The sequence below is a fragment of the Pseudoalteromonas sp. SR43-7 genome, assembly GCF_014163785.1.
Lineage (GTDB): Bacteria > Pseudomonadota > Gammaproteobacteria > Enterobacterales > Alteromonadaceae > Pseudoalteromonas > Pseudoalteromonas distincta.
Genome location: NZ_JACJDY010000030.1, coordinates 1 through 21102, shown reverse-complemented (window position 1 = coordinate 21102; position 21102 = coordinate 1). Strand labels below are relative to the sequence as shown.

At 36.8% G+C, this 21102-nt stretch carries 20 protein-coding genes and 2 pseudogenes; 8 read left to right on the top strand and 14 right to left on the bottom strand.

Going from position 1 to position 21102, the window contains the following annotated elements:
• Positions 1-3: 3 nt before the first annotated feature.
• Positions 4-345, bottom strand: coding sequence for a YajD family HNH nuclease (locus H5087_RS18160; protein ID WP_182672941.1), 342 nt, complete (start codon positions 343-345; stop codon positions 4-6).
• Positions 346-489: 144 nt separating this feature from the next.
• On the opposite strand from H5087_RS18160, the gene H5087_RS18155 reads away from it, so the two are divergent.
• The gene (locus H5087_RS18155; protein ID WP_007581432.1) at positions 490-966 is read left to right on the top strand and encodes a YqhA family protein; all 477 of its coding nucleotides are present in this window, start codon (positions 490-492) and stop codon (positions 964-966) included.
• A 95-nt stretch (positions 967-1061) separates the two neighbouring features.
• Here H5087_RS18155 and H5087_RS18150 read toward each other — a convergent pair whose 3' ends face one another.
• From H5087_RS18150 to H5087_RS18130, 5 genes are all read right to left on the bottom strand, one after another.
• Positions 1062-1997: a hypothetical protein gene (locus H5087_RS18150; protein ID WP_182672940.1), complete on the bottom strand. Its 936-nt coding sequence runs from the start codon at positions 1995-1997 to the stop codon at positions 1062-1064.
• 85 nt (positions 1998-2082) lie between these two features.
• A complete protein-coding gene (locus tag H5087_RS18145; RefSeq protein ID WP_182672939.1) occupies positions 2083-2697 on the bottom strand; it encodes an ACP phosphodiesterase in 615 nt (204 codons plus the stop codon).
• Between the two features lie 212 nt (positions 2698-2909).
• Positions 2910-3143, bottom strand: coding sequence for a ChaB family protein (locus H5087_RS18140; RefSeq protein ID WP_039485228.1), 234 nt, complete (start codon positions 3141-3143; stop codon positions 2910-2912).
• A 16-nt stretch (positions 3144-3159) separates the two neighbouring features.
• Positions 3160-3729 (bottom strand): superoxide dismutase family protein, encoded by a 570-nt coding sequence (sodC, locus tag H5087_RS18135; RefSeq protein ID WP_182672957.1) that lies wholly within the window; start codon positions 3727-3729, stop codon positions 3160-3162.
• A 572-nt stretch (positions 3730-4301) separates the two neighbouring features.
• On the bottom strand, positions 4302-4796 hold the full coding sequence (locus H5087_RS18130; RefSeq protein ID WP_169044172.1) for a hypothetical protein: 495 nt from the start codon (positions 4794-4796) through the stop codon (positions 4302-4304).
• Between the two features lie 467 nt (positions 4797-5263).
• Between H5087_RS18130 and H5087_RS18125 the strand changes: the two genes are divergently transcribed.
• The 3 genes from H5087_RS18125 to H5087_RS18115 all read left to right on the top strand — a co-directional run bounded on the left by H5087_RS18125 (position 5264) and on the right by H5087_RS18115 (position 6857).
• Positions 5264-5647, top strand: a complete 384-nt coding sequence (locus H5087_RS18125; protein WP_182672938.1) for a hypothetical protein — start codon at positions 5264-5266, stop codon at positions 5645-5647.
• A 271-nt stretch (positions 5648-5918) separates the two neighbouring features.
• The gene (locus H5087_RS18120) at positions 5919-6164 is read left to right on the top strand and encodes a DUF4235 domain-containing protein (protein ID WP_002958040.1); all 246 of its coding nucleotides are present in this window, start codon (positions 5919-5921) and stop codon (positions 6162-6164) included.
• A 384-nt stretch (positions 6165-6548) separates the two neighbouring features.
• Positions 6549-6857, top strand: coding sequence for a hypothetical protein (locus H5087_RS18115; protein ID WP_024596321.1), 309 nt, complete (start codon positions 6549-6551; stop codon positions 6855-6857).
• 496 nt (positions 6858-7353) lie between these two features.
• On the opposite strand, the gene H5087_RS18110 is transcribed toward H5087_RS18115, so the two are convergent.
• Together H5087_RS18110 and H5087_RS18105 are read right to left on the bottom strand one after the other, a co-directional pair.
• Positions 7354-7773, bottom strand: coding sequence for a hypothetical protein (locus H5087_RS18110; RefSeq protein ID WP_182672937.1), 420 nt, complete (start codon positions 7771-7773; stop codon positions 7354-7356).
• A gap of 266 nt (positions 7774-8039) precedes the next feature.
• On the bottom strand, positions 8040-8267 hold the full coding sequence (locus tag H5087_RS18105) for a hypothetical protein (RefSeq protein WP_182672936.1): 228 nt from the start codon (positions 8265-8267) through the stop codon (positions 8040-8042).
• Positions 8268-9897: 1630 nt separating this feature from the next.
• Here H5087_RS18105 and H5087_RS18100 point away from each other — a divergent pair.
• Entirely contained in the window at positions 9898-11046 is a 1149-nt protein-coding gene (locus H5087_RS18100; RefSeq protein WP_182672935.1) for a hypothetical protein, read from the top strand.
• A gap of 117 nt (positions 11047-11163) precedes the next feature.
• Here the strand turns inward: H5087_RS18100 and H5087_RS20240 are convergent, their stop codons facing one another.
• The 3 genes and pseudogenes from H5087_RS20240 to H5087_RS18090 form a co-directional block, all read right to left on the bottom strand.
• On the bottom strand, positions 11164-11640 hold the full coding sequence (locus tag H5087_RS20240; protein WP_259397792.1) for a hypothetical protein: 477 nt from the start codon (positions 11638-11640) through the stop codon (positions 11164-11166).
• A gap of 81 nt (positions 11641-11721) precedes the next feature.
• Positions 11722-12309, bottom strand: a pseudogene (locus tag H5087_RS20235) (lipase family protein); the annotation flags it as partial.
• 21 nt (positions 12310-12330) lie between these two features.
• Positions 12331-12873 (bottom strand): DUF6795 domain-containing protein, encoded by a 543-nt coding sequence (locus H5087_RS18090; protein ID WP_182672934.1) that lies wholly within the window; start codon positions 12871-12873, stop codon positions 12331-12333.
• A gap of 201 nt (positions 12874-13074) precedes the next feature.
• Between H5087_RS18090 and H5087_RS18085 the strand changes: the two are divergent.
• Positions 13075-13992, top strand: a pseudogene (locus H5087_RS18085) (hypothetical protein); the annotation flags it as partial.
• A gap of 729 nt (positions 13993-14721) precedes the next feature.
• Here H5087_RS18085 and H5087_RS18080 read toward each other — a convergent pair.
• The 3 genes from H5087_RS18080 to H5087_RS18070 all read right to left on the bottom strand — a co-directional run bounded on the left by H5087_RS18080 (position 14722) and on the right by H5087_RS18070 (position 17370).
• Entirely contained in the window at positions 14722-15696 is a 975-nt protein-coding gene (locus H5087_RS18080; protein ID WP_182672933.1) for a transposase, read from the bottom strand.
• Positions 15697-15985: 289 nt separating this feature from the next.
• Complete coding sequence (locus tag H5087_RS18075; protein WP_310736471.1) at positions 15986-16351, bottom strand: hypothetical protein; 366 nt, start codon at positions 16349-16351, stop codon at positions 15986-15988.
• Complete coding sequence (locus H5087_RS18070; protein ID WP_182672932.1) at positions 16348-17370, bottom strand: hypothetical protein; 1023 nt, start codon at positions 17368-17370, stop codon at positions 16348-16350. Before H5087_RS18070 ends, H5087_RS18075 begins: the two co-directional genes overlap by 4 nt.
• A gap of 963 nt (positions 17371-18333) precedes the next feature.
• Between H5087_RS18070 and H5087_RS18065 the strand changes: the two genes are divergently transcribed.
• Together H5087_RS18065 and H5087_RS18060 are read left to right on the top strand one after the other, a co-directional pair.
• On the top strand, positions 18334-18903 hold the full coding sequence (locus tag H5087_RS18065; protein WP_182672931.1) for an AAA family ATPase: 570 nt from the start codon (positions 18334-18336) through the stop codon (positions 18901-18903).
• A 41-nt stretch (positions 18904-18944) separates the two neighbouring features.
• Positions 18945-20942, top strand: coding sequence for an AAA family ATPase (locus tag H5087_RS18060; protein WP_182672930.1), 1998 nt, complete (start codon positions 18945-18947; stop codon positions 20940-20942).
• Positions 20943-21102 lie beyond the last annotated feature (160 nt).

Sequence of the window (21102 nt, the reverse complement as noted above, 5' to 3'; positions counted from 1 at the left end):
TAGCTACTTTGATTTATTAAGCATCGCTTTTAAATCGGCAAATGGAGAATGCGTTGCAGCCTCAACTTTTCGCTCTGTAGTCGACCCGCCATACATAATATGTTCGTGGTATTTATTGTGCTCATTGTCGTGGCAATAAATACACAATAACTCCCAGTTACTGCCATCCTCTGGATTATTACTATGGTTATGATCTATATGATGCACCGTTAACTCTCGTAAATTAGAGTACTCAAACTCACGAGCACAACGCCCGCATACCCAAGGGTATAATCTTAAGGCTTTTATTCTATAACCTTCCTCTTGCTTAACATAAGCCTGAGGTACATCGTTATTCTTACTCATAATATTCCAGTTAAATTTGTTATTTCTATGCTTAACAAGTAAATAGCCAATATGTTAAAGCAAATATAAAAGTAAAAAGTTCGTAAGGGATCTAACTTAAGCTACGTTTCGTATAAGTCATGTCTAATTATAAAGTTGAGCAACATGGAAAATATATTCCAAACAAGTCGGTTTTTGGTCGTAATCGCCGTTATTACCGCTGCAATATCATCATTACTCGTTTATGTTTCATGTATTAATATTGTAGCTAATATAGTAATAACAACGCTATTTGACCTGCCTGATTCAGCTAAAGCCGGTAAAGCCCTAATAGTTGAACTACTGAAAATTCTTGATTTGCTACTAATCGGAATTACCTTACAAGTTATTGCTATTAGCTTGTACCGACTATTTATAACACCATCTAAGCCTGAGGAAAGTAAATTTCTTGCTGCTTTTAATATTAAAGACTTTCATGATTTAAAAATAACTCTGGTACAAGTAACTTCGGTTGTACTGGTAATACTATTTTTAGAGCACGCAGTTGAGTTCGGGGGCACAATAGAAACACTCTACTTAGGTATTGCCATTGCGATCGTTATTGCAGCATCTACATTTGCATGGCGCTCAATGAAAGACTAACTAAGCACTCATTACTATTAAGTAATTACATGCAGGTGTAATTACTTATCCCTAAAATTCTGCAAAAACTTAAGTGAGAGCCCCAGCACTCAATATTAAAAAAACTTAATTACTGACAAGTCACCAAAAGAAGTATCTATATGCCTACCTGTTTGCTCCCACGCACGTAGTACTACCATGAGTTTTTTGTTACTTGAAGTCCAAGAAATTCCACCGCCGTATGCTTCAACTTTTTCACCACCCGAATCTTTTAACCCCAGCCCAGGGTTTGTGTTTTGAATATGCCCTTTACCTACTTTGTATTCAGCAAATACGTGAACATTATGCGGTAACGAAAATGATAAAAGCGAGCCAATACTCGCCCCATACGAATTAGAAATTAAGTTAGTGACCTGTGGTGCAGGTGAACTTAAAAAATCAGCCTGAAACACAATATTATCTTTGTTCTCAAGAGATACATGCTTAAAAGACCACGCACCAACAATACTTAACGCCACGTCAAATTTGTTACTCAGCTTTGGCCTATTAAGAAAAAAATGCTCAAACAAAGACGCTTTATTATTGAAGGTATAAAAGTTGTGTTGGCCAGATAACTCAAACTTGGTTGAACGTGTATTTTGCGAGAAAATTTGATCCGTTTGATTGCCGCTTAAATTGATAGCCGTGCTTTGCAGCCCTTCAAGCGGTTGATAATTAAATGTGATTTTAGAATTTTTAAATTTTCTATAAGAGAGCAGTATATCTTGTGTTTTTGTTTCAACGTCATCTTCAAAAATATCGGCAGAGTAGCCAATTTCAATGTCGTTAATATCAAAAAACACACCCGCACGCTGGTTATTTATGGGCTCTAACGAAAACAGTGTTTTTTGATTACTCCCAGCCAAGTCGTCGTATATTAACGCATGGCTAGTATTTGGATTTGAAATAGTTGTGCGTACCGACTTTAAGTCAAAGTCGAAAGCCAATACAGCACCAGATTGAAATGCCGCTAAAACAGCAAAGCCCACAATAACCAAGTAATTGCGATTCATTAAAAACACTCAAAAATTAATTTGTATTAGAGTAGCGTTTTTTTCACCTTAACTTATCACAAAAGATTAACAATTGATGAAAACTTTAAATAATGCGCTTTATGCCATTTTTTGGGGTGCTTTCAAGGTCAAACTCACTTACATGCTTAAGTAGCTCCGGGAAGAACGCTAAAAACACGGCTTCTAATTCATCGTAATTCTGTGCTATGTCATCAGCCGCGCCCGCAAAGGTGTTCGTAAAACGAATGCGTTTGGCTATGTTATCAAGCGCAAGCCCTACTCCCTCAACGGTTTCGTACTCTTTAAACCAATCATTTTTAGTCATACTTGTTACAACATGCTGCATTCGCGTTGGCATAACAGGTATACGGTTATTTAAAAGCTGATAGCTGGTGTACTTAAAATCACTTAAAGGTTGCTTGCTAAATCGTTGCCAATGCACAATTAAAAAATGATCAAACACCACATCAATAGCTACACCAGCAAAGCGCTTACGCTCGGGTGAAAAGTACTGCTTAGCGTGTTTTACTGCGCGGTGAGAGTCGGTAAATTTATCAACTAAATAATGGTTATCGAGGCCATTTTTAACTGTGTTTGGTAAGTGCTTTACATGCCTTTTACCACCAAAGTCGCCCAACAAGTTCCCAAAGTGAGAATCGGCTGTAGGCTGTGCTAAATAAAGGTGAGCTAAATAATTCAAAGTGTTCTCTGATTGGCTAATACAAATAAATAATAACGTAAATTTAGACCAAACTCACATTCGTGTTTAAAGCAGTACTTATGGTTTTGCTTACCAGTTTTTACTCAAACAAACTCATAGTATTTTATAAACATCGCAACTATAAAACGAGTATATAAAAAACCGCTATATCAGCTATGGCGGCTTTTAAATGCTTAAGCTTTGTTGTTGGTTTAGTTACTCGACTTTACCCAATTTCCATTATCATTTTTGCTATAACTATTTTTAACCGCCGACCAAGCTACTTTGTGCGCTGTTGTTTCGCGGTCATCATCGTTTTTTCTATCGCTAGGGTCCTTATAGGTATCCCACGCACTATTAAACGCCTCTTGATATATCTCTTGAGCATGTTTAGGTAAGTTACTTTTTACCGACTCAGGTAATTCATCACGATTTTTATATGGCATAACTTTCTCCTTATATTTACTCAATTACGCCACAAGCAACACGTTTGCCACCGCCACCTAATGGCTTTGGCTTATCTGCATAGTTATCACTTCCTTCGTGAATCATTACTGCGTGTTGTTTAAGTTTTTCAAGCGTGAGTCTTGGCGCTAAAACAGGCGATTTAGCTTGGCCACTTTCATTTACATACAACGCCGGTAAATCGCCTAAATGGCCATCCCCCCAAGGAGCATCATGATGCTCGCTAGCTTTTGGATCGAAATGCCCACCTGCGGCGCCCCCTGGCACAACTTTATCGCCTTTTTTCATGGGTTCACAACTTGCAAATTGGTGAACATGAAAACCATGCAGCCCCGGTGTTAAACCTTTTAAACTTGGTGAAAAAACAACACCGTTATCATTTTCTGTTAGTGTAATAGTACCTAGTGATTGCCCTTGGCCTGACTTAGTTACTTGGTGCATTTGAACTTTTACATTAGCCAGTGCGCTATTTTGTAGTAACACACCGGTAAGTAGTATCGCAAAAGTTGGTTTTAAAACGCGGGTTAAAGATCTTTTAGCGTTTGAATCAAACTGCAAACAATTCATCATCATCTCCTCGTTTAGTATCAAATTAATAAAACAATAACGCTAAATTAAGCGACTATTAAACAAGTAGTTTCAATGTATATACCAGCCCTGCGCGTAAACATGAATTTATATATTATTTATTTTTAATCTATTGATTAAAAAGTAAATTTATAATTTTTATTAATTTTAAATAAATAGCTAATTAATTAAAAAACTGACTTTCACCCAAAAGTTAAGCAAAAACCAAGGCATATTTACAAACAGAATGGCAACTTTACAAAACTCATAAAAGAAGACTACCAACGCTCCAGTCCAAAAAGACAAGCCAAGTTAAAAGGCAGCTATTATATAGGCGGTAGTCTCGAGAGTTGGTGTTGTTAGGGGGGCCTTACGACATGTAATAAAAAGCGCCTATCTAAATAAGTCTTTTCTATAATCAAAGCATGTTTAAAACCAATTTACTTATATATGGAGTTTATTTAATGACAAAAAATTACGTTAATATTTATGATAGATCCGCCGTTAAAAACGAAAAAAAGGTGAAACTAAGTTTCACCTTTTTAATTAATTTTGAAACTAATTAGTTAGCGTTAAGCCGTAGAAACGTTACTTGCGCCTGCATTGTTAAGTATTTCTTCAATAGCGTTTTTGTTGTCACTATCGTACTTAACACCAATTAATATAGAGCCTTTTTCAATGGCATCTTCATAATACTTAATTTCGTGCTCGGGGATAAACGCACCAATTGCGGCACCTAAAGTACCACCTACTGCAGCGCCTGCGCCACCAGCAGCAAATGCAGCGACTAATGGTCCGGCAACTAATAAGCCAGTACCACCTGTTGCTACAGTCCCTACGGCAGTGAATCCGCCAATAATTGCAGCAAGAATACCACCCGAAGCCGCGCCAATAAGGCCACCTTCAGAAGCCTTAGTACCTTCGTCTACAGCAAAATCTTCCTTTGCGTATGAGTCGTTGGCTACAATACTAATATCAGCTTCATTAATACCTAAAGCTTCTAATCTATAAATTGCGAGTGTTGCTTGTGATGCACTTTCGAATAACCCAGTAATAACGGTACTCATAATAACTCCTTTATTTATTTAAGAAAATACACTTACTACCAAGTAAAACTCAAACCAAATAAATTATCATTTAAAATCAATAAGATAAAACAAAACCCATAACTAACCCTTTCATTGTTAGAGTAAAAATTGCTAAATTTTGTAAAAAACTCCTATCTACATAAACAAAATTTCTTGCGAAATAAAGAGTGGTTTTTATCACTCTCTTGTTTATGGTTATTACCGTGCTTACCAATAAATTAAAAACACCAACCGAGAATTATTTTTCATGCGATTTGAAGGTTAAAACAAAGACGCTTATCCTCTTCAATTCCCCTACCCAGTTACAATTGTGTTTTATTAATTCAGTAAAGAGTCAGTCTAATTTTGTTATCACTGTGGTTCATTTTTCGGTGCGCATGAATCGTAAAATACTGTGCTAAATCTTCTTTTTATATTGCCCTGCTATCAGCAGATATAGGCTGCCCATGGATTACGAAAACAACTTTTTAAGTCAATCACAGCAAGCTGCACTGCAACAAGTGATGGTCAATACCAAGCTTTTAAACAGCTCTTTAATAAATACTAACAACATGCCAACACCTGAACAGCAAGCTTATGGTGTTATTGCTGTCGCGCTTTACCGCTTTAATTTACAAAAAATAAAATGGTCATCATTTTTAAAAACAGCAATAAATACAGCTAGCAACGCCTGCCAATGGCTAGCCACCGAGCTTACAAGATGCCAACAAGAATACAAAACCCAACCTAATGACGCTGTAATAATTGAGCAAAACGCTTTTTTGAATGGCATTTTTAGCGAAGAGCTCGCCTATATTGACGCCTTACTAGGTACTGAGTTATTAACTTAAGAAATACCCTAACAACAGTAGAGTAATCTTTAACCTAATATTCTAACTAATGCCACGGTATTGGTTGCTCTGCAACCACCAACCCTCAACTAAGTTAGCATCAGGCTCATGCTTCAAATTGATTAGTATTATTGCGGGTAGATATAAATGCTTTGTGTTTCTCGTAATACCTATTTTAAGCCTATCGGTATATAAATTGCTGTTAATACTGTTCTTACTTAAAGAGTTACCTATTAATAACTCAAGTTACAACTAAATAATCGAGGATAATATGAGTAATAAACAGCTAATTACGACAATAGGTATAGGTCTGGCCGCTGCATCTGCAGGTATGTTAACAAGGAAAACTTTACAAAAATCGTGGGAAAAGGTTACCAACGAACCAGCCCCAAAAGATAGACCAAGCGAAGAAACAGATCTTAAAGAGGCCGTTACATGGGCAGTAGTCTCAGGTATTGGTGCGGGTGTTGCAAGAATGGCCGTACGCTACGTACTAGACAAGCGCCGCTCCAAATAAACCTACCCAATTAATACCTCTTATAAGTATTAAGCGTAATGTGGTGAGGCGCTAAAGGCGGCTTGCGACAACCACTCCCCAATTGTCGCAAGCAACTTGGCACAAGCCTAGGTTAAGGTTACTTAACTATTGAGCTAAAAAATGGATTAATACCCAAATCGGGGTTCAGTGATGAAACTTAAAAAGTCCGATGGCGCTGCTGCGCAACTTATCCGACCTACATAGATTGAAAAACTGGAGGTGCCTTGCAATATGACCCTTTATTTTAAGCAGATACACTCTATTGGACATTAACTCCCTTTCAAAGTTGTTGCCTGCCTACAAGCTTGCGTATAATGCCCACATTCCGGCTGCATTTTTTAGCCGCTAACTTGGATTTTAATAATGAAAAAACTCTCTGCAGTGCAAATAAAACAGCAAGCACTTGTACTTAATACTGCTGAAAAATTAGAAGAGCAAGGCCGCGCTGAGCTCCCAGGCATGCTGCAATGCTGGTTTGATGTGGAATATCACTTATTTCCAAGTTCACTACTGCTGTGTTTTCAGTTTGAAAACGAGCAAGCCTTAGCAGCCGCAGAGCCAGATTTATTAAAATGGCAAAAACGCTTAAGCGGCGCAATGCTTAAAAAAGGCGTGATTTTAAAGGATATGCGTAAACATTTAGTGTTTACCTTAAAAGGGCCAGATGATTAATAGAGGGTTTTAAAGGACTATAAAGCCTTTCGCTCGTATCGTCTAAGCGCATAAAACCATAATGAAAAGCCGTTGCATTGCTGTAACGGCTTTTTACTTTTCATTAGGACCGAAAGCAAAATCCATAGAGGTCAAATTCGTCTTTTTTATCAGCAGGTAATAGTAATTGATCATTGAGCAATACGAATGTACTTCGATATTAAAACGAAGGCTTGCTTGTTCAATACAGTATGAAAAACACTTAAAGTCGTCATCACTCAAAAAGGTGTTTTCACGCCCTCCTCCACGATTCACACATTATAAATGCATTCTCAACTCTATTCGCAACGGTCTAGATATAATAATTAACTCAATGAGCAATAAACTATAAATCTAGACCATTGATATATCAAGCCGAGATTTAACCCCTTTAGCCTTTTATTAAAGCTAATCGAAAATTAAGCCTTAAAAACCATCCTAAATTAATTTGTAATATAATCTTATTAAGTTTTGTTATTTAAAGATACTGTTTAGCCTTTTCACATGCAGACTCTAGCATTGGCATTGATAAGCCTCTCACTTTATCTGAGCATAACTTATTCAAAATATTAACTGCAAAGCGTTCGCACCTTGGTAAAGTGTAAAGCTCATATTCTTGAGTAACACCGAGTGCAGATTGATAACTTAGCTGGTCAAAATATTCATTAGCTCCTAAAGCAGCAACTTCCTTTTTCGATTCCTCAGAAGAATGATATATTTCACTTAGTACACCATTAGCAAAGTCAACAACGCTATTACTTTCAGATAAACCATTTTTAAGAGAGCAAACACTAAGGTAAGGTGTAGCTTTGCCTACATCAAAATATAAATCATTTCCTGCCGCAAGCTGACTAAAAAGTATAATACTTATTAAACAAAAAGGCTTAATTAGTTTCACTCAGCATTTCTCCATACTTTTAGCAAACCATATATATTACTCCAATATATGATAAACAAGCCTATAGATTGAATCGAGCAAACGAACTCAGTACCAATAGCTAGCATAGCCAATGTTAGAATCGCCAGTAGACTTGAAAAGATAAATGAGATTATTAACAAATCCTTATTAGAATGACCTTTAGCTTTCTTTTGAGTTATATGATGTCGAGCAAAAAGATTGATGCATATTAAGCAAAATATTACTATGCAGCCTTTTAATATCATTTAAATATCTTCCAGTTTAATTAAACCTCTTAAGATTAACTCTTTTTTTGCAGCCGCTTCATTTTTGCTTGAGCAGTAATATAAAAAAGTAGAAATAACCGTTACATATGCCGCTGCATAGCTACTTCCAGTAAGTACTTTTGAGTTTTTAGTAAATTGTGAAGCGGCGGCTTTACCTACTTCGCTATTAGAGGCTTTCACTATTGCATCTTTAGTCGCAGCTTTCACTCCAGTCTTTTTTATATTTAAAAGCGATTCTAAAATTGCAGGGACGCTTGTTCCTACGGACGCCACACCTAAAACGGCAGTTGCTTTAGCTAAGTTTTTATTATTTTCAAAAAAAGCTCTTAATTCTTTGTCACTTAAACTCCAGCTAAACCACTTTGGATTAAATGCTGACTGTGCAACAAGCCCATATGGATGCTCTTTAACAGGTCCACTTTTTATTGCTAAAATTGCGGCATTTAACTGTGTCTGTTTATAGCGACTTAACTGTCTATAGGCAATTAGGCCAGTTAATATAGGTAAGATATCATCTTCGTTTCTAATCTTATTTTCAATTTTTTAGCATCTAAAATATTAATTATAAAACCAATAGGATCTGATTTATATTGTTCTGTTACATAAGGTGATTTCATCAACTCTTCCTTGTTGTTGTGGGGGCTTGTAGCTAAAATGATACTAATTAAGATAATTTAAATCTACTTTTTGGTAAAGATTTGTTACCAACTTTTAAAATTCTCTTCTGTTATAGAAAAACGAAACATCCAGAAACTACTTCATCTTCACGGTACCTTAAGAGTTAAAGAGGTAACTCATTAGAAGGTTTTGGTCAAACTAGCAGCTGTGTTTTCTTGATCTCTTTATTCAAAAACCAAGTATTATTATTTGAACTCAATTTAAATATAACTACCCACCTAGTAATGACGTCGATTGGTGTGGATATGCACCAGTCACCCATATGAATTTAGGCTAAATTATTGATGATTATTAAGGCCCTTGGCTTTGCCTCAGTCATCGTTTAGTACCAATGTTAGTCCAGCTCCTGTCTGTGTTTACACACTGCGCTATAACAAGTCTGTGGCTTATGCTTACACATAACCAACCCTTTGTAGCTTAAACATTGCGCATATCTTGTATTTAAAATATGAGCGGTTACCGTGCAGGCTCAATCAAATCTAATAGCTTTACCAACCCCGTTACTAGTTCAACACGCTAACCTAGGCAGAAAACTTATGCTTATTACGGAAAATGGTTTGGAAGTACCAGTATCACAAACCTATTTAGCAAACACCAAAGCAGCTTTAAATATTTAGCTAAAAAAGAGCCTCTAGCAAACTATGGGAGCTCCACAGTTACTTAATTATCAAAGTAACTTAAGCTTTATTAATAGTAGAGGCGTCTGTAGACAATTTTGTAAAACTTTTCGAGCTATCGTCCGACGCGCCAGCAAGCTAAACGCCTACAACCAATAGCATTGGTATTTATCTGTAGCTGAATTTATTACATTGGCTATGCGTTGAGTTTCGCCTATCCCAAACCAACTTACAGTTGTTGCCCGTCCACAGGTTTTTGAACAATACCCGCATTACGACTCCATTTTTTAGCCGCTCGCAAACTTGCGATTTTATTAGTAAAAACACTCTGCAGTGCAAATAAAACAGCAAGCGCTTGTACTCAATACTGCTGAAAAATAAGAAGAACAAGGTCGCACTGAGCTCCTTGTATGTTGCAGTGTTGAATTGCATAACAAACAAAAAAGCAAATTTCAGTCGATTCAACGTTTATCGGTTGCCCTAAGTTAGTAATAATAGGATAGTAAATTACACATAAAAAATAGCCTTATATTAGGAATATTATGATTAAAGTATTATTAGCGACCAGCTTAATTGCCTCTTCATTCGCTGCTTTAAGTAATCCTTTAACTGTTGAAGAACAGCGTATCAACAAAGCCCAATCAGCAATGCCAAATGTTTTAAATACATTTACCCCACAAGTATCAAATTTTGAGCAACAATTTAAAGAATTAAACAACTTTAAAAGTGCAAAAATATTAGTACAAAACTTTAGTTTTGAACTGTGGGAAAACGCCAAACAACGCATAATAAAAACCAGTAACTACGACGACCGAGAGCTCTACTGGGCACGCCTGCTTTCAAGCAAAGTAATACGCACAACTTCGCCTAAATTTTCAATTACGCAGGCTCAACTAAATACTTTACTAACCCTACTTGAGGAAGGCAGCAGAGGACGTACCGATCTTGCTTTTTCATCAGGCAGCACTAAAAAAATATTACTAACAGGCTTTGACCCTTTTTTACTCGATAAAAACATAAACCAAAGTAATCCTTCAGGTGTTGCGGCGTTATTACTCGACGGCCAAGTTATTAATTACAACGGCGTGAGCGCCGAAATTAACACCGTTATGGTGCCTGTGCGCTACGAAGACTTTGATCAAGGCATAATAGAGTCGCTACTTGCCCCCTACTACGCACTTAATAATGTAGACATGGTCGTCACCGTAAGTATGGGCAGGACAGAATTTGATTTAGAGCACTTTCCGGGTAAACGCCGCAGTGTAACCGCCCCCGATAATGCCAATATTGTATATGGCGGAACGCAAACAAGCCCAGTAATACCAAAACTCAATGGCCGACCGCTTCCGGGCAACGAGTTTGTAAAATTTAGCTTGCCTGTAACTTACATGCAACAAGCCAAAGGCCCTTATAAAGTTATCGACAATCACGAAGTCACCACGCTTGAAAAAACCTATAAAGCTGGTTCGTACGGTGAGCTTAAAAATAGTATTGCGGTAAATGGCGGCGGTGGTGGTTACCTGTCTAACGAAATATCGTACCGAAGTATTCGCCTGCGCGATGCCCTTAATTCAAGTATACCTACAGGGCATATTCATACCCCACGTATACAACAATTCGAACCAGATACAGAAGCTAAAATAGTAAAACAAATAAAGGCAATGCTAGAGCAAAGCTTAGTAGCGCTATAGTTTAAAACTACCAATTTAAGCGCATAATAAAGGGCAATAATATTGCCCTTTATTTTCTATTTAAATAACAATAAAAATCTTATCTTCCTTTCTATTTACAGTCTTCTCGGTTTTTATTTAAACCATTAAATGAGCTGTATGACTTGCTAATTCAATTGAGAATATAGCCAGTTGAGAAAGTTTAATAAGCATTTTTTTCAAAATAGCACGGATCCCACGGTAACTAAAATCTATAAGTTTACTTGCTGGTAGACCACAGAAAACATACATATGGCCTACTATACCTTTTACTTCTGCAGCATAGGCTCGCGAGGTTTCTACTTCACTCGCTAAATAAGACGCAATAGCATCATAAACAGTTAATAAACCTGTAACACTAACTTGTAGTGCACTAATCGCACCTATCTTATTTAAAAAATCAAGAAGTGCTGCACCTATTTTCCTGGCCCAAAGAGCATTGAAACTAGCTTGATGACGTTTTTCAAATTCAAGACGAGTGGCTTCTTGGTAGCGTAGTTCGAATCCCTTTTGTATATCTTCATAAGTTTTATATTTTGATGCCGTATTCAAATACCCTGGTGTTGGGTTAGACATACTATGCGCCCCTGGTGATATTGAAGGGGATGAATTTAAAATATATTCATAAGTAGTGTGTACAAAAGGCCACACAGGCACCATTGGTACAGGATCACCAGCATGTACACAGCGGTAAACCCCCTGTAAAGCATTTTGTGTATGGTTTGCAAAATTCGATAGCCCAACTCGCGGAGCCCCAAAAGTATAGAGTTTAACAGGTACTTTGAAGCGTTGTTTCAACTAGTTTGCTGCTAAATTAGCTAATGCGCCACCCAAACTGTGACCAACAACATGAACAGGAGCTGTAGGATTATTCGAAAAGTACTGTTCTAACTGTGATTTGAGCGAGTTAAATGTTTGATTGAATCCTGCATGTACACTTTGGTTATTGGGACCAGTGGAAACACCACAATGTAGATCAGTAATACAATCGCGCATTTTTGCCGTTCCTCTAAGCGCTAGTACATAATGTCCCTTAAACGCGTTAGTTTTTCCTTTAGCAATACAACCAAACGGTGTACGGTGACGAAAGACTCTTTCTAGGATAGATCCACTTATGCCTTTTACTGAATCGCTATCAAAATCAAAGTGCCTCGATAAAGCTCCATAATAAGCAGAGCCCTCGACACCATCAGTTGTGTCAGTTGAATATGATATAGCAGCTAATGAAGGAGTTAAAACTTGCATCATAATTATTTCCTTATATTTTTATTTAACATGATCTTTCGTTAGATTTAGGTGTTCATCAACATCAATAGCTTCAAAGTCTTTATCCCAACGACAAATTGAAGTTCCCTCTAAACTCATTTCTTCTCGATTACTAGAAAAGCTAAATAAAATAGCCTCATTATTGATATCAGCGTTGAGACAACTTAATTTACTGTTAAATTCATTAATAGGGTCTTTCCCTATTAATGTCGCTCGCCAAATAATAAATTTTTTTCTATTAATAGTGGTGGTAATATATTGATTAGTAAATATTTCTTTGAATGGTATGCTAGGTTCATCGGAACGAATCGTTTTTTCAGAAAATCTAAAACTACCATCGGCGCCTGTATAAACAAAATCTCTACGTGGTTTACCATCTGAAAAGCTAAGACTACGTACAATCAATTGATTGCCAATTGGCTCACCATTATTTTTTAAACACCCGAACACTTCAGGAGATAGGTGTACTTTATATGCACCAAATTTATCAAAGAAGGGTTGGATTTTCGCGCTGAAGTTTTGAATTTTGTCGATGACTGACACAATAACCTCTTGGAATATGATTGTTTTAGGAGGAATAATGTGTAATTTATTATGAAGATTACCCACAGTCCTTGTCGATATTAAAATATAAATATAGGGTATTAAATAATATGCAATTAATTTTTCAGCTACTCCTTGGTAAAATAATATAGATTGAAATTTTTTATTTCACCAACAAAACAAATACTTTTTCATACGAAAGCCAAACAACGCATAATAAAAACCAGTAACTACGACGTTCGAGAGCTTTACTGGGCACGCCTGCTTTCAAGCAAAGTAATACGCACAACTTCACCTAAATTTTCAATTACGCAGGCTCAACTAAATACTTTACTAACCCTACTTGAGGAAGGCAGCAGAGGACGTACCGATCTTACTTTTTCATCAGGCAGTACTAAAAAAATATTACTTACAGGCTTTGACCCTTTTTTACTCGATAAAAACATACACCAAAGTAACCCCTCAGGTGTTGCAGCGTTATTACTCGACGGCCAAGTTATTAATTACAACGGCGTGAGCGCCGAAATTAACACCGTTATGGTGCCTGTGCGCTTCGAAGACTTCGATCAAGGCATAATAGAGTCGCTACTTGCCCCCTACTACGCACTTAATAATGTAGACATGGTAGTAACCGTAAATATGGGCAGAACAGAATTTGATTTAGAGCGTTTCCCAGGTAAACGTCGCAGTGTAACTGCCCCCGATAATGCCAATATTGTGTATGGTGGAGCACAAACAAGCCCAGTAATACCAAAGCTTAATGGCCGACCACTCCTAGGCAACGAGTTTGTAAAATTTAGCTTGCCTGTAAATTACATGCAAAAAGCTAAAGGCCCTTATAAAGTTATCGACAATCACGAAGTCACCACGCTTGAAAAAAACTATAAAGCGGGTTCTTGCGGCGAGCTTAAAAATAGTATTGCGGTAAATGGCGGCGGCGGTGGCTACTTGTCTAACGAAATATCGTACCGAAGTATTCGCCTGCGCGATGCGCTTAATTCTAGTATACCTACTGGGCATATTCATACCACACGTATACAACAATTCGAACCTGAAACAGAAGCTAAAATAGTAAAACAAATAAAGGCAATGCTAGAGCAAAGCTTAGTCGCGCTATAGTTTATAACTACCAATTTAAGGGTATAAAAAAGGGCAATAACATTGCCCTTTTTTATAACCAGCTGTAAAGAAGTAGTAATAGGGTTTCTTCTGCTCTAAGCTTTGTTAGTTTAGATATAAGAACTTTTGTAGGATCAGCTCCCATAATAGGCGAATTTTACTAGAGGTTTATAAAGTTGAATGAAAGTAAGCGGAAAAGCAGTATTCAATCTCAAACAATGAATTAATAGCCGAGCTAGCCGGCCAAGTTAAAACAACAACACTGAAATTTGTGATATTTCCGGCCTTAATTACCGTGTTAACAAGTGGAGCCCGTACAATGACCTTAGTTTGTGAAGAGAAAAATTTAAATGAGCTATATCTTATAAGTATTAGCGAGCCAAAATGATAGGGCTTATTATATTAGGCTTAGTTACATTAATTTATTATGGGAAAATTAAATTCACTAAGCCTACAAACATCGCCTCTGAAAACGGAATAAGTAAACTATTTATCTTATATATAATCCACTGCGGTACAGCGCTAGGGCTAGGTATAGCTTTGCCTGTAGTTGCTCTTTTTACAGTGCCAGATCTTTTGCTGCTACTTATTCTATCACTGGCTATTCTAGCTGAGTTTATCGTTTCATATTTCTATATTTCATCCAAGGAAGTTGAGTGAGTTTAGGGTCAAAGGGCTTGTGGTCTGTGAAGGTTTGCAAGGCTAGGCTTGGGGTCGCTAGGCTTGGGGTCAAATCTTGACTTCATACATCAAACTATCTCGAAGTTTTTCGAACTGTAAGTTGACCTTATCGTCTTCAATTATTAACTTATTTAGCCTGCATACCGCTTGAGATATGGCAGAATAATGTTGAACATTAAAAGCAACGGCCAACGCTTTCAAATTTTGCCTTGTTAAATCTTGGCATAATTTTATGGCAAACATACGAGGCAAGTTTTTCTCTTTGCGCCCTTTTTTAACCGTTAAAATATCATGTGCATCTATACAAAAATATTTAGCTAAATACGCAATAACATCATCAGTTGAACACCTCTGAACAACAACGCTTTTTTCGTTGTCTGATTTTGCGATATACTCCTTAATATTCTGAATAAATTCATCGCCGCCCAACACCGAAAATAACTTTTTAGCGCTATAAAAAGCACTTATTTCTTTATTGTTTTCATATTCAACAAACTGTTTGTACGCAGCATATTTACGATTTTTTCCTTGAAGCGAAAATATAAAGTCTCGAACCAACCATTTTGGCGTTGCTGTTTTTTTGATAAAAGCTGAATAGCTAGACCATTTATAGTCAATTAGCTCATCTACTAACGGTGTACTTGTTTCTATTGGGTTACGATGTATATGACGACTAACAGGTAGTAAGTAATTATCAGAATCCACCAGCACCGCCTTGTAGCGACCTCTAAACAGTGCACCATCTGTATTATGTGATCTATTAAAATATTGCGTATAAAGGCCATTAATATGCTTCATGGCTCTGCCTAAATTTGCATCAGGGGTTTTTATAAGTAGGTGGTAATGATTGGTCATTAAACAATACGAATGCACTTCAATATTAAAACGAAGGTTTGCTTGTTCAATGCAGTATAAAAAGTGCTTAAAATCGTCATCACTCAAAAAAGTGTTTTCACGCCCTCTGCCGCGATTCATCACATGATAAAACGCATTTTCATAATCTATTCGCAACGGTCTAGACATAATAATAAACTCAATGAGTAATAAACTATAAATCAAGACCATTGATGTATGAAGTCAAGATTTGACCCCTTTGGTTTCCGCATAATAAGTACAAGGGGCAGGACTGGCTTCTTGCCACGACCAAACTCCAATATCACGTTTAAAAACCTCTCAACGTCATTGCTAGGTGCGTAGCCATATTTAAATTGAGTTTAAATAATAAGAACACTTGGTTTTTGAATAAAAAGCTCAAGTAAACACAGCTGCCTGCTTGACTGGGACTTTCTAATGGGTGACCCCTCTGGTTTTTCTATCGCCTAAAGTCATTATTCAAAAATAATGTAGATAAAAACATTAAAAGTACGCAAAGCATAAAAATTACAAAATACACTTTAAATAGTATCGAGGCTTGAGCTGGCACCTTGTTTCTATCACTTAATAAATTATAACGCTTTGCATACCAATCAAATAAAAATACACTGCCATAATGAAGCAAACCATGAAGCGCCATAAAAATATTTAGAGAATAATAGCGGTTTCCTGACTCTAAAATGTCTTCAACTGTTCTGAGCTTTTTCCCTTTTAAATAAAAGGCTAAAGGGAAAATAATGACAAAAATGACACCTAAGCCAATCCCAAATAAAAGCAAGCCAAAAAGTTCGCTATCAATAGTCACTTTTCAATCTTCTCATATAAAACTCCTCCCAATTTATCTCCTTTTTCTGAGAAATATTTTCCACCTAAATACCCGCCACCTCCTCCGACAACAATACCGCACCATAGTAAACTTGTTCCTCCAGAGGGTAGACCAAAAGCTACAGAACAAACTCCCCAAGTCGCCAGCCCGCCAGAAACAATGCCACCGCCTATTGCTCCTGCCGCTTTACCTGTCTCAACATACTTAGCCTTAGTACAAGCTTGCTCATTTCCTTCTGTGCATGCTTTTACAATATTTGCACTTGCCTCGACACCTGTCAGCGCAATTCCAACATACCCAACTCTTTTCAGGTTTTTGGCCATATTGGCTACTGTTTTATAGTTTTGGGCAAATTCAGGAATACTTTTAGCCATCCCACCTTGTTGTTGCCAATGATGTATCATGCTTTTAGAGCTTAATCCTAAATTTCGTCTTATATCACCCGCCACTAAACTTCCGCCTAAGGCTGGCTGAGCAAAGCGGCTTAGAGCTGTATCTAAACGAGTAAAAAGAAGTTTGCGCCTATGGAAAAACTGTTGGTTATTTAAATTGCCATGCGCATTGTATTGATTAACATATGTCTTTTCTAACTCCTTTAAAATCGCTTTAACTTGCCCAACGTGTGAATTCCAAGAGTTGTTAGCAACACCTAAATACAACCCATTATACTTAGCGACATTACTAAGCAGCTCATAACGCTTAGAAAGTATTTCTTTTTCATGCTCATCGAGCTCTCTTAGCTTTTTATCTACTTCAAGAGCTGAAGCCTGAAATTGCTGTTCTAGCTCAGTGCACTCCATTGTATTGATTGGCGATATCAACACGATCTGACCTGGCTTTGCATAGCCATCAACAATATGTGAGTTTACAAATTTAAAGTGTTTGAATGTCTTTTCAGAAGGGGTGTTATAGAGTGCGATTATTAAAGCATCGATACTCATTCGCTTTTCTACAATATGAATCGCGTAGTCGTTTGGTACTAAGAATTGATCAGTCATATTCGCTCCTTGCGTTATTAATTACTCTAGAAAGCATACTACAGCATGTAGTTTTTCATATATCTCAATGCTTACATATATTAAAAAATGAATCAATAAAACACCCTAGGATAATTAGAAGTACAATCTATAAAAATTATATTAATTTGTACAAAGGAGATGAGAGCTGTTCACGTCATTAAAAAATATGAATGCACTTCAATATTAAAGCAAAGGCTTACTTGTTCAATGCAGTATAAAAAACATTTAAAATCGTCATCACTCAAAAAGGTATTCTCACGCCCTATTCCACGGTTCATCACATGGTAAACGCATTCTTAAACTCTACTCGTCGTGGTCTCGACAGAGTAATTAAATCAATGAGCAATAAATTAAAAACCTAGATACCTGATGTGTAGTCAAAATTCAGTGCCTTTGGTTCTGTTAGAAAGTCGACTTGCTGCACAAATGTTATGGGGCTTTGGGGATCATGAAGGCTAAATCCTTTTACCATACTATAGAAATAATTACCCCCTCGCAGGGCGCTGAGCTTACGGGTAGCGGGAGGGGTGTTGTTGATGTCAATAATAGAGATTATAAGTATAATTTCAAGGCATTTGTTGTTTAGGCCGATATTGGCACTAAACGATGAGTGAGAGGTAAGCCAAGAGCCTTAATTAATCATCAATGATGCGTAATTAAAACGCTTAAACTCATATGGCGCTCTTTATTCAAGCCATGGTGGATATTCGCACCAATCGACGACATTACTAGTTAAGTATTCATATTTAAATTGAGTTTAAAAATAATAAGAGCACTTGGTTTTTGAATAAAAAGGTCAAGGAGATAGAGCAGCCTGCTTGACAGGAGTTATCTAATGGGTGACAACTTTAATCTCCTGCTTTTGAAAATTATATTACTACTAGTCTTCAGTATTTATTGATATTCTTTTTTAAGGATTATTGATTTTATAAAGGATAAGGAATGTCGATAAAAAATGTAATTGAGTGGGTTAACGCTAAAGGTAAACCTTTGTGGTGGCGAGCAGCAGTTAAAGATATTTTAGACAATGGAACTTTGACTGGACAGCACAGAAATGTGTTATTAGAGTTAGCTAAAACAGAGCATTTAATTAACTCTCCAGACGCTCTCTTTGCAACTAAAACAGCTCTTGTATCAGATGTTGGATATAACGTTGAAAGCGAGCCTGTACGTTTGCTAGGTATCTCCAACACTTCTAATGTTGCATCACTGGTGCAAAACCAAAATTTAGCATTTGACGCACAAACTAATTTGATTGTTGTTTATGGCAATAATGGCTCAGGCAAATCCAGTTATGCCAAAGTGTTAAAAAATGCATGTTTAACTAGAGGTGATGCTCCTGAAGTAATTTCTAATGTTTATGAAAATACGAAAGGAATACCAAGTTCAGAAATTAACATTCAGATAAGCGATAAACAGCCCAAAGCAGATGTTTGGGTTAAAAATCAGGCATCATCACCTGAGCTGAAATCAATTCGAGTTTTGATAATAAATCGGCCAATCATTATCTAGCTAAAAAAGGTAATGTTGAATATAAGCCTGCGGCTCTAAAAGTGTTGGACGAGCTAATTCTAGTCTGTAATCACGTAGCTAAGGCTAGTATTACTAGCGTTCGAGCACTAGGAGAACAGACTACTTTCCCTCAACTTCCGACAGGTTCTCGAAGTGCAATATTTCTTCAAAAAATCAATAAAGACACTACTGTTGAAGAGTTAGAGCAAAATTGTGCATCACAAGTTGAAGTAGATAGCCTAACCCAATTGAGAAAAGAGTTGGCTGAATTGCAGGGGAGTTCGCCTGAAGACCTGCGTAAAAAATTTAAAGAGCAATATCAGCGACTTGATCCTCTAATAAATCACTTTGATAGGCTATTAAAGTCCACAAGTAATGAAGCTGTTTTAACTATTTCTAAGCTATTTGATACTTATAAGACAACCGAAACAGCGGCAGATCTCGCTAGACATCAAGCTTTAGGTGGATTGCCAGTTGAAGGTATTGGTTCGCAAGTATGGAAATCAATGTGGCAACATGTTGAAGAGTTTATTAAGCATAACGGGCAAGGTCAATCATTTCCACCTGTGGCTGGAGAAAGTTGCCCTACTTGTTTACAGCCGATAACAGAGACAACCGCCAAACAATTACAGAAGTTTAATGATTACTTAAAAGACAAAACACAAAGTGAAGCAGATGCAGCTAAGAAAAATTTCGATCAAGCAGTTAAATGCTTAGGGAGGTTAAACTTTGACTTAACAGCGCATGAAGGAGTTTTAAGTTGGATTGAAGGCTCCAAAAAAGAAGTTGCGGATAGCTTAAGAAACCTTAATGCTGATATTCAAAAAAGGGTCAATGGTATAATTGGTAAACCTGCTATTTTCCAGTTTAAAGAGTTAGTGCTTAATAGCTTAACTTGGTTGAAACTACAAAGTGAAAACTTTAAGAAAAAAGAACAAGAAGTAAAAGATGACGCAGCTAAACAAACCACAATAACTTTACTGATAAATAAAATATCTGATATAGAAAATCGCAGCCAAATAACGACAAATAAAGCTTTAATACAAAACGAAATTAAACGTTTAAAGCAATTGCACTTGTTAGAAAATTTAGGCCTAAGTGCCAAAATTTCTTCTATTACAAGAAAGGTAAACGAGATAGCAAAACAAGGTAGTGTTGGCAAACTACAAGAAACCTTTGTTCAGGAACTCAAAAAACTCAATTTCAAACACCTTGAAGTCCAAACTGCAACTAGCGGTAAAGCTGGTCAATCTATGCTAGAGATTAAATTAGCCAATAGCGAAGCAAAAATCCCTGAAATTGCCAGTGAAGGCGAGCAAAAGTGTATTGCACTAGCTGGCTTTATGGCTGAGCTAATAGTAGATAACCGTAAGTCTGCGATCGTGTTTGATGATCCCGTAAATTCGCTTGATCATCTATGGCGTGAAAAATTTGCAAATCGTATTGTTGAAGAGAGCAAGAATAGACAAGTAGTTGTATTAACCCACGATTTACCATTCTTAAAAATGCTTGAAGATGTGGCAAATCAACATCAGTTTCCTATTAGTATTAGTGCAATTCGAAGGCATGGAAAGTTAGCTGGATACCCTATGGTTGAACCACCTTGGGAAGCATTTAATACTAATAAGAGGATTAAAAAGCTGAAGACCCAATTACCTGAACTTAAAAATCAATTTAATAACCCAGCTCAACAGCAATATATTTTATCTGCCAAATCTTTCTATGATCAAATGCGTAAAACGTGGGAAAGGTTAGTTGAAGAATGGTTATTAAAAGGTGTCGTTGAGCGTTTTAGTTATGGGGTAAAAACTCAGAATTTAAAATATATTGATACCATTGATGCTAATGATAACAAAATCATTAGCGATGCTTATGCAAAATGCTGCAAGCATGTTCATGACACTGCTAGTGCGTTTGGAGTTAGTTTCCCGGATTTTGAAGAACTTGAAAGTGACCTTACAGGCTTAGAAAGTTACTTCAATGACCTAAAAAAGCGAAGAGAAAAACCGGTGCCATTAGGCGTACCATCATCGAATTAAATTAATCTGTATTAGTTCAGACAAGATCTGACACATCAACTTGAAAAAGTGAGAGTTACCCGTTTTGATAAAAGGTGTCGAATCTTTAAATCAAAACATATAAGAGGTAACTCTCATGCTACATACTAACAATCCAATTATTAAACACAAAGCGGGTTTA